A 13,143-nucleotide genomic window follows, 5' to 3' on the forward strand; every position below is an offset into this window, starting at 1 on the left:
CTGCTCCTACGCACCAAAGCCCCGGAAAGTCTGCCGTCTGGCAGGCCCTCCGGGGCTTTTTGCTATGTCGTGGGCAGGGGGACGGCCTGCTCTACCGTGAGGAAGGCAAAACCGTTGTCCTTGTACCACTGGATGATGTCGGGCAGGGCTTCGGAAGTGGTGCGGGTGGTGGCCGAGTCGTGCATCAGCACGATGCACTGGGTCTGCTCGCCGGTCTCCCGCACGATGTTGCGGAAGATGGTGCCTGCACTGGGCTTGCCGCCCACGGCGTCCTCGGCGCAGACGTTCCAGTCTACATAGGCGTAGCCTTTTGCAGTGACTTCTTCTTTGAGCTGCTGCATCAGCCCGCGCCCGCCGTAGCGGCGGCTCACGGTGTTGGTACTGCCGCCCGGGAAGCGCAGATACCGCAGACCGTCGGCCCGGACGTAAGGGGAGAGGCGTTCCTTTAACAGGTCGATGTCCTTCCAGTAAGCGTCCGCGCTCTGGTAGATGTCGCTGTACTCGTGGGAGGCGGAGTGGAGCGCGATCTGATGTCCGGCGGCAGCAGCCTCAGAGATGAGGGGAAGATATTTGTCGTTGTTGCCGGTGGCGACTACAAAGAAGGTCGCCTTTACCCCGGCACGGTTCAGCGCGGACAGAACATCCGGCGTCGTCTTGCTGGGGCCGTCGTCGAAGGTCAGACAGACCCACTTCTCGGGCATCGGCTCCGGCTCCGGGGACGTTTCTACGGAGGACGCCGAGGCAGGGGAGACGAAGCTTTCGTCCGGCACCGGGGTCAGGTCGCTCTCCCGGCAGCCTACGGGCGGCTCTGCACCGCAGAATATCCCCAGTCCGAACCCCGCCGCCGCCCCGACAGAAAGCAGCAAAAGGCTCCACAACAATCTTTGATGTTTGCTGGATTTGAAAAAAGTCATTTCCAAAAACCTCCTTCTTAAGTCATTTCTGCACGGAAACTCCATTTACAAGATATGAATGGCAAAAAAATCTATGAAAACGCTTGACATCGTCGGGGGAGTATGGTATTATACTTGAGCAGTCAGCGATACGGCTTAGACCTCAAGGCCGAGAGAAATCAAGATTGCATCAAAACTTCATATGCGAGGGTGGCGGAACTGGCAGACGCGCACGTTTGAGGTGCGTGTGGTTTATCCTTGGGGGTTCAAATCCCCTCCCTCGCACCAAGAAGTATCCACGGGATGTCGGTGAAAAGTCGATGTTTCGTGGATTTTTTTGTTATCTGCGTCTGTCGGATACTGCCAGATACTGCGCGATACTGTCTGCTTTTGCCGGGTACTTTGTAGTCAGGATCGTAGTCAGAAAAAGTAGGTCATAGCAGGATTTTTCCGGGGGTTCCCCGGGACAAAAAGTAGTCAAAAATAATGCATCAGGCCGCCGTCTCCGTAAAACAGAGACGGCGGCCTGATGCATCAAAGGGATTATTTGTCCATATCATGGTACGAACCTGCGGGCGGCCGTGCTGTTCGACCCCTCTTCTCTGCAAGATAAAAAATGACCCCAAGCCTGAGCTTGAGGTCATCAGCGGCTGCGGTCCCCGTAGACATTCCTGACTCGTGGGACCCGCGCACTAAGCAACAGCCCACCGGGCTGATTGCTTGCCGCCTGCGGGCGGCCGTGCTGTTCGACCCCTCTTCTCCGCAAGATAAAAAATGACCTCAAGCCTGAGCTTGAGGTCGTTTTTTATGCGGGAGAAGGGGGTCGAACCCTCACTCCGTTGGAACTGGTGCCTAAAACCAGCGCGTCTGCCATTCCGCCACTCCCGCACGGAAACTTTATTTATAGTAGCAAGATTCGCCGCAAAAGTCAACTGCCGAAGGATAATTCCCTCTTTGCGTCCGCATAATAACCCCAAAAACAGCGAGGGAGGCCATGGGCGTGAAGAGAATGCAGCGGGCAAAGCTTGCGGCGGCATATCTGCTGCTGGCTCTTGCGGCAGCTTTGGGCTGGCTGTACAGCTGTCTGCCGGACCGGGTCTATCTGGAGCCGGGACAAGCCTTATATCTTCCCCGCTTTGCATGGGTCGAGCCGCAGCGCGGCCATGGAAGCCGGAATGTCGCCAGCACCCGGGCGGTGGGCAGCTACCAGACGACGCTGACGCTGGGCGGGTGGCTCCCCATCAAGACCATCCGGGCGGTGGTGACAGAGCGGCCCAGAGTGACCGTCTGCGGTACACCGTTCGGCGTCAAGATGTTCTCCGAAGGAGCGCTCATCGTGGGATTTTCGGAGATCGGGCAGGCTGGCGGCGGGACATCGAATCCCGCCAAGGAGGCCGGGCTTCGCCTCGGTGACCGGGTCATCTGCATCGGGCAGACCCGCACCGAGAGCAATGACGCCGTAAAGGAGGCCCTGGACGCTGCCGAGGGGCAGTCCGTAGAGGTCGTGTATATCCGCAGCGGTGAGCAGAAGCTGACTGCCCTGACCCCGGTGTGGGACGGTGCCGCCGGGCAGTGGCGGGCCGGAATGTGGGTGCGGGACTCCTCCGCCGGTGTGGGTACACTGACCTTCGCCGACGAGGAGCTCGGCGTATTTGCGGGACTGGGCCACCCCATCAGCGACAGCGACACCGGCGAAAGCGTCGCCCTGCGCAGCGGCGAGATCGTTCCCTGCGAGATAACCGGCTGCAGTGCCGGAACGGCCGGAAGCCCCGGTGAGTTAAAGGGCCATTTCCTGAGCGCCCACGCCATCGGCACCATCCGCATCAACGGCGAGAACGGCGTCTACGGCACGACGCGCACCCACTTCTCGGGCCAGCTGCGGGAGATCGCGTTCGCGCAGGAAGTCGTCACCGGTCCCGCTGAGATATGGGCCACCATCGAGGGGGAAACGCCCCGCGCATACCGCATCCAGATCGAGCGGGTCAGCGACGCCGACCCTCGCCGGAATCTGGTCATCCGGGTGACCGACCCTTCGCTTCTGTCTGCGACCGGCGGCATCGTGCAGGGCATGAGCGGAAGCCCCATCCTCCAAAATGGGCGCCTCGTGGGTGCTGTGACCCATGTTCTGGTCAATGACCCCACTCGTGGCTACGGGATTTTCGCCCAGACGATGCTCGAACAGGCAAAAAACGCCGTTCAAAACGGTGCCGAAGCGCAGACCGCAGAATGAACAAGAAAATTTTTGCGAAAATTCCAGAAAATGTAAAAATTTCCTGTTGCAATCCATGGTAAATTATGGTAAAATCTAGACTGTAAAGGGAACTGCACACATTGGAGGATAGTACGATGGATAAAGTAAGATTTTTGATGTCGGATACCAGCGCAGATGTTACGGCAGCCTGCCGAGAGGCGCTGGAGCAAAAAGGCGTAGAAGTGACCGTCGTGGAAAAAGACGGCCTTCAGATTTTGCAGAAGATGCTTGTGGTGCGGCCGCAGGTGGTTTTGCTGGATGCCTTCATGCCCGGGCTGGATGCTCTGGCCGTCAAGCAGAAATATGTCGCCGCCGGCGAAACGCACACCACGTTTTTCGTCACCGGCGCCTTCCAGAGCGAGGAAATGGTCCAGGAGCTGCTGGATGAGGGCTTCGCCTACTACTTTGTCAAACCCTTCGACGAGAATGTCCTTGCCAGCCGGGTGCTCAAAGTCGCCCACGGCCACCAGAAGCGGCTTATCACGGCCAGCGTGGACAGCGACGAGCTGAAGGTCACGGACATTCTGCATCAGATCGGCGTCCCTGCCCACATCAAAGGCTACCAGTTCCTGCGGGATGCCATCCTGCTCACCATGAACGAGCCGGAGTACATCAACGCCGTCACCAAGCGCCTGTACCCGGAGATCGCCAAGAAAAACGGCACCACCGCCAGCCGGGTAGAGCGGGCCATCCGCCACGCCATCGAGGTGGCATGGGACCGTGGCGATGTGGACACCCTGAACAGCTACTTCGGCTACACCATCCACAACCTGCGCGGCAAACCGACCAACTCGGAGTTCATCGCGATGATCGCCGACAAGATGCGCCTGGACAAGCGGCAGCAGGCGGGTTGAAAAGAATATTTTTCTGCGTCATTTTCCTGTGGCATGTTTCATTGATTGCCGGGTGCGAAATTATAAATTACGGTTCCCTCATAATATGGTAATAACAGGCCTCCTGCATCGATTTTCCAATGCAGGAGGCTCGTTTTCTGTGCAAAAGGGATCGTTGGCGGATCAGCACGGCCGCCCGCAGGCGGCAAGCAATCAGCCCGGTGGACTGCCATCACAACTTGACGAAAAAAGCAAGAATCTCTATACTATAGAAGAGAATAAACAAAGAAGGGAATGGATCGATCCCCTTATGCTGAAGATCGCATTTTGTGACGACGAGACCCAGGAGACCAGACGGCTGGAAGCTCTGCTGGAAGAATATGCGGCTGACCGCGGGCAGGACTTTGCCCATACGTCTTATCAAAGCCCGGTCGAGCTGATGGCGGAGGTGGAGAAGGGAACGCGCTTCGACATCATCCTGCTGGATGTCCTGATGCCGGGCGAAAACGGGATGGCTGCGGCCCGGGAGATACGGGAATATGACTCGAATGTGAAGATCATCTTCCTTACTTCAAGCACGGAGTTTGCGGTGGAATCCTACGCGGTGGATGCATGGTATTACCAGCTCAAGCCCATCCGGAGAGAGGACTTTTTCCGCCTGATGGACTCGGCCTGTGCGGCCTGCACCAGGGAGCAGAAGCACAGCCTCATCCTCCGGAGCAAGAGCGGCATCGTCCGCCTGGAGCTGGAAGAGCTGGTCTACTGCGAGGTGATGGGGCGGACGCTCACGTTTCACCTGAACAACGGCGTCGTGCTGGAAAGCATGGGCCGGCTGGACGACCTCTGCGACCAGCTCGTGGAATACCCGAATTTCCTCCGTCCCCACCGCTCCTTCCTTATCAATATGGAGTATATCGCCAATATCGCAGCCCGCTCCATCACGATGCAGGACGGAGCCGTGGTGCCGCTGCCCCACGGGAAGTATTCGGAAACGAAAGACCGCTACCTGAGCTATATTTTTGACCGAAAGCAGGTGGTCATGTAGTGAACGCTCTTACTGTACCAAACGGCGTTGCCGTGGCGCTCTTTGGCATCGCACTCTCGGCGGCGTTCTGCGACATCCACTGGACGAAGAAGAACTGCATCATATTGGCGGTCGGCTCAGCAGCCATGCTCTTGATGCAGGCGCTCATTACTTATATGGATAGCTGGACGGCGATGCAGGAGACGTATCCGCTTATCACCCATCTGCCGCTTGCCATCATCCTCAGCGTCCTCAGCGGAAAATGGCTCTGGCCCACCATCTCGGTGCTGGCGGCATATCTGTGCTGTCAGCTCCGGCGCTGGGTGGCACTGCTGGTCATTGCGATGGTGCCGGGCATCGACTGGCTGCAGCCCGCCGTCGAGATTGTGGTCACGCTGCCGCTGCTGGCAGTATTGCTGCGCTATGTTGCCCCGGCGGCCCGCAGCTTTGCCCGGTATCCGCGCTCGATGCAGCTTCTGTTTGGCGTAGTGCCGCTGGCAGGCTACCTTTTCGATTATGTGACCCGTATCTACACCGACCTTCTCGCCCAGGGCAATCAGGCGGCGGTGGAATTCATGCCCTTCGTGTGCAGCGTGGCGTATATCGTCTTTGTCCTCCGGGTCTCGGCAGAGGAGCGCACCCGCGGCCAGCTGGAACAGACCCGGAACAACCTCAAATTGCAGGTCGGCCAGGCGGTGCGGGAGATCGAGGCCCTGCGCACCTCCCAGCAGCAGACCCGCGCCTACCGCCACGACCTGCGCCACCATCTGCAATACATCTCCGCCTGCATCGAGAACGGCAGGGGAGAGCAGGCGCAGGAGTACATCCAGAGCATCTGCTCCGAGATAGAGGCCAGCAAGGTGACGACCTACTGCGAGAACGAGGCTGCGAACCTCATCTTCTCGTCCTTTGCAGGCCGGGCGGAGAGCTGCGGTGTGCCGCTCAACATTCAGGCTCATATCCCGCAGCTTATCTCGGTGGCCGAGACAGACCTCTGCGTGCTGCTCTCCAATGCGCTGGAAAATGCGCTCCGGGCCTGCCGCAGGATGAAAGCAGAGAATGGCCCTGCATACATTGAAGTTACTGCCCGGGAAAAGAACGGGCATCTCTTTTTGCAGTTCGTCAATCCCTGTCCGGAGGGGATACAGTTTGAAAACGGCCTGCCGGTGACCCACGCCGAAGGACACGGCATCGGTGTGCGCAGCATCTGCGCGATCGTGGAAAAATATAAAGGGCTTTCGGATTTCTCGGTGCAGGACGGCAGATTCATCCTCCGCGTTTCCCTGTGAGCCGGGTCGATTGAGCGCAGTTTCGGGGCGAATCGTGTCAAACTGTCCGCCGCAGGGGCAGAAAAGAGTATACTGGAACTAGACAAAATGTGCTCTCCGAATATCGCACAAGGAGGAAAAGTTTTATGAAACGTATTACTTCTCTTGCACTCAGCGCGGCACTTCTGGCCTCGCTTTCGACACCGGTGCTGGCCGCGCCGGCCATCTCTGTGGATGCGGCCCCTACGGCAGCTGTGCTGGAAGAGGAAAACTCTTTGTGGGAGCTTCCGCAGGCAGACACGCCGGACATGAGCAACACGGTCTGGTCGTTTGCCGGCGGCTACATCGACGGCGGCGAGATGACTCAGGCCGAGATGGACGAGTCTCTGGCGGCATACGGCGGTACGCTGCAGTTCACCTTTGACGCCGCAGGCGGCGCAAAGATGATCCAGGGCGGCGGCACGCTGAACGGCACTTACCAGTATCTCGACGACGGCAGCGTGGGCGTCATCTTCGACTACAACGGCGAGGAGCTGCGCTACGCCTGCATCTTTACCTGGACGGACGAGGGCGAGCTGCTCATGGTCGCCATCTCGGATGTGGAGGGTGCCGACGGCATTTACTTTGTCCAGTAAATTCGTTTCATCGTGTCTTTCGGATGCGATGCAGATAAGCCTTGTCCTGGAGCTTTGGCTCTGACAGCTGCTTTTGCGGAAAGCAGCTGTCCTGCGGGAGCCGGAACGCCCATTCCTAGGTGAGGCTGGAGGAATCAGAAACGGCCCGGCAGAGTTTTCTGCCGGGTTTGTTCGTTTTCCGGAGCGGAGAGAAGGACTTTCCAGAAAAAAGTGCAAAAAAGTCAAAATATCCTCTTGCAATTTTTCCGGAGAGTGATATAATATTAAGGCAATCGTTTCCAAGGCCGCTCGAGGGGGTAGCCGATATTGAAGGTTGTGATGGGCACATACATTAAATATGGCCCCAATAAGTCAGAACCAGAAATGAGGTGAAAAGAATGAAACAGGGTATCCATCCGAACTACGTTGACTGCACCATCACCTGCGCATGCGGCAACGTCATTAAGACTCGTTCCACCAAGCCCGAGATCCACGTCGAAGTTTGCTCCAAGTGCCATCCTTTCTACACTGGTAAGCAGAAGCTGGTCGACACCGGCGGACGTGTTGAGCGCTTCAACAAGCGTTTCGGCCGTAAGTAATTGCAACAATTACAAGGCTTCCAAGAGCGTCGTTCCCTTTGCGGGGAGCGGCGCTCTTTTTGCGTCCGGCCGCGAAAACTGCCGCATCAGCGCAAAAGAAACAATATTTGGAAACGCACACAGGTTTATCTTATTTCTGACACATTTTCGGGCTAAAATGATGCAGATATTCCCGGGGACACCCGCAGAGAAGGAGCGTTTTTTGTGATAGAAGTATCCCACCTCACCAAGAAATACGGCAGCCGCCTTGCAGTGGACGACATCTCTTTCACGGTGGAGGACGGCGTCATCTACGGCCTGCTGGGGCCGAACGGTGCCGGTAAGTCCACCATCATGAACATCCTCACCGGTTATCTTGCCGCCACGGAGGGGCAGGTGACGGTGGCGGGCCATCCGCTGCCCGAGGAAGCCGACGCCGCCAAAGCCTGCGTGGGTTATCTGCCGGAACAGCCGCCCCTTTACCCGGAGATGACGGTGGCCGAGTACCTCGACTTTGCCGCCGAACTGAAAGGTGTCAAGAAAGCCGACCGCCCGGCACAGGTGCAGTCTGCCGCCCGCCGTACCGGTCTGGAAGATGTCCTGCCCCGGCTCATCCGCAGCCTCTCGAAGGGCTACCGCCAGCGGGTGGGCGTGGCGCAGGCGCTGCTGGGCAGTCCGCAGCTCATCATTCTGGACGAACCCACCGTGGGTCTCGACCCGGCGCAGGTCATCGAGCTGCGCCGCCTCATCCGGGAGCTGGGCCGCACCCACACGGTCATCCTGTCCAGCCACATCCTCAGTGAGGTGAAGGCCGTCTGCGACAAGGCACTCATCCTGTCGCAGGGGCATCTGGCCGCCGTCGTGGACCTTGCCGCCGAAGAGCGCGATTTGGAAGAGCTCTTCCTTGAGCTGACGGCTCCGGAAGAGACTTCGGATAAAAAGGAGGACTGATTCGATGCTTGCCATCTACAAGCGGGAGCTGCGCAGCTTTTTTCACGGCATGATGGGCTATCTGCTCACGGCCTTTCTGCTGGCGGCTTCCGGCATCTATTTTCTGGCCCTGAACCTCGGTTACGGCCTGACGGATTTTGGCTATTATACGCTCTACCGCACGATCTTCATGCTGCTGCTCTATTTCCCGGTGCTGGCCATGCGTTCGCTGGCCGAAGAGCGCCGCGCCCGCACCGACCAGCTCCTTCTCACCAGCCCGGTGTCCGTGTGGGGCATCGTGGTGGGCAAGTATCTGGCCCTCTGCACCGTGTTCGCGCTGCCCTGTCTGGCCGACGGCATCATGATCGTCGTGCTCTGGCTTCTGGGCGGCACGGCCTCGGCCTGCGGGGCGAATTTCGCCGCGCTGCTGTGCTATTTCCTGCTGGGCTGTGCGGCCATTGCCGTCTGCGAGTTCTGCTCCGGCCTCACGGAGAACCAGATCATCGCGGCAGTCATGGGCTTTTCGGCCCTGCTGCTGGCCTATATGATGCCCAGCCTCCGCAGCATGTTCAACGCCGGAAGCGCCGTGGCGCTGGTGGTCTTTACGGCTCTGTCGGCGGGAGCCTCCCTTGCAGTTGGTCTGCGCACCCGGAGCTTCACGCTGGGCTGCTTCTGCTTTGCGGCCCTCTGTGCCGGGCTGAGCGCCCTGTTCCTGCTGCGCAGCGCATGGCTCACCGAAGCGTTCAGTGCTGTCTTGAGCGCCCTCTGCCTGTTTGCGCCCTTTGAGGAGTTCGTCAACAACAGCTTTTCCATCCCGACGCTGGTCTATTATCTGACGGTGACGGTGCTCTTCCTCTTCTTTACGGCGCAGGGCATCGAGAAGCGCCGCTGGAACTGAGAGGGGGCAGACTATGAAGAAATTTGAGAAAAAGAGCGCAGGCCCGCTGGAACGTCTGCGGCTGCGCAGCGGCATCTATGCCTCGGCGGTCACGGTGCTGGTGGTCGTGCTGGCCGTCCTGCTCAACCTCATCGTCCGGGCCGTTCCGACGAAGTACACCGAGTTCGACCTCTCGGAAGCCGGGCTCTACACCCTCAGCGACAGCTCCAGGGACATCGCCCACGCCCTGACGCAGGATGTCACCATCTATTATCTGGCCGAGACGGGCAGCGAGGACGCCATCATCACAAAGCTGCTGGACCGCTACGCCTCCGAGAGCAGCCACATCAAGTGGGAGACGAAAGACCCCGCCGTCTACCCGACCTTCGCCGCCCAGTACGGCGTGCAGTCGGCTGAGAACGGCAGTCTCATCCTCGTCTCGGGGGAGAAGAGCGCCGTGCTGGCGGCGTCCGACCTCTACGATTATGACTACTCCGATTACTACACCACCGGCAGCTACAGCGTGACCTTTGGCGGCGAAAATAAGCTCACCGCTGCCATCTACCGCATCACCAGCGGCGAAGAGCTCCACGCCTACTACACGACGAACCACGGCGAACAGCGCCTCACCGACACCCTGACCGACGCGCTGGAGGGCCAGAACCTTTCGGTCAGCCTCCTCGACCTGTTGACGGACACCATCCCGGACGACTGCGACCTGCTCATCATCAATGACCCGCAGCAGGACGTTGCATCGGCGGGCGGCCTCGTGGATGAGATGTCGGCCCTGCGCGCCTACCTGAAAAACGGCGGACATCTGATGCTCACCACCGACAGTTATTACTCCACCCCGAATCTTGACGCCCTGATGGCCGAGTTCGGACTGACCCGCACGACCGGCCTTGTGGTGGAAGGAGACAGCGGCCATTACCTGAACGGTTACCCCTACTATCTGCTGCCGGATTACGCCACCGACACCGAGAGCGGCACGCTGGACGGCATCGACACCAGCCGCCGCGTCCTGCTGCAGATGGCGCAGGGCATCACCATCACCGAGACGGAGGGCGTCGCCTCGGAAGCTCTGCTGGTCAGCACCGAGAGCTCCTACAGCAAGGCGGCGGGCTATGAGATGACCACCGCCGAGCAGGAAGACGGCGACCCCGACGGCCCCTTTGCACTGGCAGCCTATGCTTCCAATAACAGCACCGGCGCAGAGGTCATCTGGGTCAACTGCGGCAACATGGACAACGAAGCCGTCTACCAGACTGTTCCCGGCAACGTGACCTTCCTGCAGGGCTGCGCAGCCTCTCTGGCCGGGCAGGAGGGGACCACCCTCGTGGAGTCCAAGGCGCTGGAAGCTGCGCCCATCACCATCTCGGGCCACACCGCCGCTGTGCTGGGTCTGGTGTTCGTCCTCATCCTCCCGGCGGCTGTGCTGGCCGTGGGCGCAGTGGTGGTGCTGCTGCGCCGCCGCAAGTAAGGAGGCACGCCATGAAAGCAAAACAGCATACCCTCATCGTTTTGCTGGTGTTCGTCCTCGCCGCCGGGGCGGCGCTGGCCCTGCTGACCCACGCGAACCAAAAGGCCGAACAGGCCGCCAGCGAGGCCGAGGACGGCAGCATCCCGCTGCTGGATGTGACCGCCGCCACGCTGGAAAGCGTCTCCATCCAGTATGGCGGTGAGACGCTGACGCTCCGGCCCTCTGACGACGGCTGGACGCTGACCGAGGACCCGGCCTACCATCTGGATGATTCGGCCTGCAGCACCATCCGGACCGCGCTGGCAGGCATGAAGGCTAGGCGCCAGCTCGAGGCGCAGCCCGGCGAGGACTACGGTTTCGACGCGCCCCAGCTTGTCGTAAATGTTTCGGCGGCGGGGGAGAGCACCACCCTTACCGTGGGAGCGGAGAACCCCGTCACCGGGGATGTGTACGTCCGGCGGGAGGGCGACGACGCTGTCTATGCCGTGGACGCGGCCAGGTTCCGCTGCATGGAGCAGACGAAGGCGGAGCTCTTTGGGGCATTCAGCCCGGCAGGCATCACCGTCTCGGACATCGAGGCCGTGCGCTATACCCTCCAAAGCGGCGAGACGATCAAGCTGCAATCCGTATCCCAGCCCACGGAGGCCGACAGCACCACCTACCAGACCGTCTGGCAGCTCACAGATGAACCGAATGCTGCGTTGGACACCGACAAGACGGACGCTCTGCTGGCCGCACTGGCCAGCTATGTCACCGGGCAGGACACTGCCGCCGACCCTTCCGCCTGCGGCTTCGACGCCCCGCTGGTGACAGCAGAGGTGACGACAGCTGACGGCACTGTCACCCTGACGTATGCCATCGGCACCGACGGCTATTATATGATGGTGTCGGGCGACAGCTCTGTCTACACCGTGGACGGCCAGACCGTGCAGGCCCTCTGCCTGACGGCCCGGCAGCTGAAAGCCGACACCTGAGAATTTATCCCAAAAGCACCCGCAGTTCTGCACTGCAGGTGCTTTTATGCTGTATAAGGAAACGCTATATGCAAAATTGATGTAAAACCCGGGAGGGAAAAGCCCTCTCGGAGTCAAAGTTTCGGCAAACATCAGCAGAGTGATTGACATTTTGACAAAGATTGTTTAAGATAGACAAGACAGGGCAGAATAACTGCGCAATATTACGGTCGTCATGGATGTTGTGCGGGGATGAGTCTGCTCCCACAGCCAGCACAGATTGGATGGGCGAGGGAGCAGACTCAAAGTCACCCTAATGCGATGGAAGGATGGGGGAGTAAACCCCTGTCTTTTTTCGTATCTGAGTTACAAGGAGGATATAGGAAAGAAATGAACAACTCGGTGATCGTTTCGCTGCGAGACATCGTAGTGGAATTTGACGGTCAGCGCATCCTGGATGGGCTGAACCTCGACATCCATGACAAAGAGTTTGTGACGCTGCTGGGATCCTCCGGCTGCGGCAAAACCACCACCCTCCGCCTCATCGCGGGCTTTCTGGAACCGACGTCCGGCAAAGTGCTGCTGAAAGGAGAGGACATCACGGGCGTACCGCCCTACAAGCGTCCGGTGAACACCGTGTTCCAGAAATACGCGCTGTTCCCCCACCTGAACGTCTTTGAGAATGTGGCCTTCGGCCTCCGCCTTAAGAAGATGGACGAAGAGACCATCCGCCGCAAGGTGCGGGATATGCTGGAAGTCGTGGGCCTGAAGGGTTTCGAGCGCCGCAGCATCGGCCAGATGTCCGGCGGCCAGCAGCAGCGCGTGGCCATCGCCCGCAGCCTGGTCAATGAGCCGGAGATCCTGCTTCTCGACGAGCCTCTGGGTGCCCTGGACCTCAAGCTGCGCAAGGAGATGCAGCTGGAACTCAAGCGCCTGCAGCGCGAGATGAACATCACCTTCATCTACGTCACCCACGACCAGGAAGAGGCCCTGACCATGTCCGACACCGTTGTCGTCATGAACGGCGGCAAGGTGCAGCAGATCGGCACCCCCGAGGACATCTACAACGAGCCCAAGAACGCCTTTGTTGCTGACTTCATCGGCGACTCCAACATCGTGGACGGCGTGATGCACCGCGATTTCCTCGTCTCCTTCTCGGGCGTCGAGTTCCCCTGCGTGGACCGCGGCTTTGCCCGGGAGGAGAGCGTACAGGTGGTCGTCCGCCCCGAAGATATTGAAGTGGTCTCCCCGGTGGAAGGCCAGCTGGTGGGCGTCGTCAATGACGTCATCTTCAAGGGCGTCCACTTCGAGATGCATGTGGAGTGCGAGGGCCGCGAGTGGCTCATCCATTCCACCCGCGCCTGCACGCCCGGTGAGACCATCGGTATGCGCATCGGCCCCAACGAGATCCATATCATGTCGCGTTCGGAGGGGTGAGGCCG

The 13,143-nt window shown here is 59.6% G+C and carries 11 protein-coding genes, 2 tRNA genes and 1 pseudogene; 12 read left to right on the forward strand and 2 right to left on the reverse strand.

Annotation, left to right across the window (positions count from 1 at the left end; all coding sequences use genetic code 11):
• Positions 1–62 precede the first annotated feature (62 nt).
• Positions 63–914, reverse strand: a complete 852-nt coding sequence (locus tag F3G95_RS00095; protein WP_149793273.1) for a polysaccharide deacetylase family protein — start codon at positions 912–914, stop codon at positions 63–65.
• Positions 915–1,097: 183 nt separating this feature from the next.
• Between F3G95_RS00095 and F3G95_RS00100 the strand changes: the two genes are divergently transcribed.
• Positions 1,098–1,181 (forward strand) — tRNA-Leu (locus F3G95_RS00100).
• 520 nt (positions 1,182–1,701) lie between these two features.
• Here the strand turns inward: F3G95_RS00100 and F3G95_RS00105 are convergent.
• Positions 1,702–1,781: transfer RNA gene (locus F3G95_RS00105), tRNA-Leu, on the reverse strand.
• A gap of 106 nt (positions 1,782–1,887) precedes the next feature.
• Here F3G95_RS00105 and spoIVB point away from each other — a divergent pair.
• The 11 genes and pseudogenes from spoIVB to potA all read left to right on the forward strand — a co-directional run bounded on the left by spoIVB (position 1,888) and on the right by potA (position 13,138).
• A complete protein-coding gene (gene spoIVB / locus F3G95_RS00110) occupies positions 1,888–3,123 on the forward strand; it encodes a SpoIVB peptidase (RefSeq protein WP_149793274.1) in 1,236 nt (411 codons plus the stop codon).
• Positions 3,124–3,239: 116 nt separating this feature from the next.
• A complete protein-coding gene (gene spo0A / locus F3G95_RS00115) occupies positions 3,240–3,998 on the forward strand; it encodes a sporulation transcription factor Spo0A (RefSeq protein ID WP_149793275.1) in 759 nt (252 codons plus the stop codon).
• A gap of 289 nt (positions 3,999–4,287) precedes the next feature.
• On the forward strand, positions 4,288–5,022 hold the full coding sequence (locus F3G95_RS00120) for a LytTR family DNA-binding domain-containing protein (protein ID WP_015564147.1): 735 nt from the start codon (positions 4,288–4,290) through the stop codon (positions 5,020–5,022).
• Positions 5,022–6,290: a sensor histidine kinase gene (locus tag F3G95_RS00125; protein ID WP_149793276.1), complete on the forward strand. Its 1,269-nt coding sequence runs from the start codon at positions 5,022–5,024 to the stop codon at positions 6,288–6,290. Before F3G95_RS00120 ends, F3G95_RS00125 begins: the two co-directional genes overlap by 1 nt.
• A 125-nt stretch (positions 6,291–6,415) precedes the next feature.
• Positions 6,416–6,904 (forward strand): hypothetical protein, encoded by a 489-nt coding sequence (locus tag F3G95_RS00130; RefSeq protein WP_149793277.1) that lies wholly within the window; start codon positions 6,416–6,418, stop codon positions 6,902–6,904.
• Positions 6,905–7,281: 377 nt separating this feature from the next.
• Positions 7,282–7,482: a 50S ribosomal protein L31 gene (gene rpmE, locus F3G95_RS00135; protein ID WP_005926533.1), complete on the forward strand. Its 201-nt coding sequence runs from the start codon at positions 7,282–7,284 to the stop codon at positions 7,480–7,482.
• A gap of 204 nt (positions 7,483–7,686) precedes the next feature.
• Positions 7,687–8,307: pseudogene (locus F3G95_RS00140) on the forward strand (ABC transporter ATP-binding protein); the annotation flags it as partial.
• 109 nt (positions 8,308–8,416) lie between these two features.
• On the forward strand, positions 8,417–9,289 hold the full coding sequence (locus tag F3G95_RS00145) for an ABC transporter permease (RefSeq protein WP_149793279.1): 873 nt from the start codon (positions 8,417–8,419) through the stop codon (positions 9,287–9,289).
• 13 nt (positions 9,290–9,302) lie between these two features.
• Entirely contained in the window at positions 9,303–10,748 is a 1,446-nt protein-coding gene (locus F3G95_RS00150) for a Gldg family protein (protein WP_149793280.1), read from the forward strand.
• Positions 10,749–10,759: 11 nt separating this feature from the next.
• A complete protein-coding gene (locus F3G95_RS00155; protein ID WP_149793281.1) occupies positions 10,760–11,722 on the forward strand; it encodes a DUF4340 domain-containing protein in 963 nt (320 codons plus the stop codon).
• A 369-nt stretch (positions 11,723–12,091) separates the two neighbouring features.
• Positions 12,092–13,138 (forward strand): spermidine/putrescine ABC transporter ATP-binding protein, encoded by a 1,047-nt coding sequence (gene potA, locus F3G95_RS00160; protein WP_015564143.1) that lies wholly within the window; start codon positions 12,092–12,094, stop codon positions 13,136–13,138.
• Positions 13,139–13,143: the final 5 nt, after the last annotated feature.

Source organism: Faecalibacterium sp. Marseille-P9312 (assembly GCF_902497445.1).
Classification (GTDB): Bacteria; Bacillota; Clostridia; order Oscillospirales; family Ruminococcaceae; genus Faecalibacterium; species Faecalibacterium longum.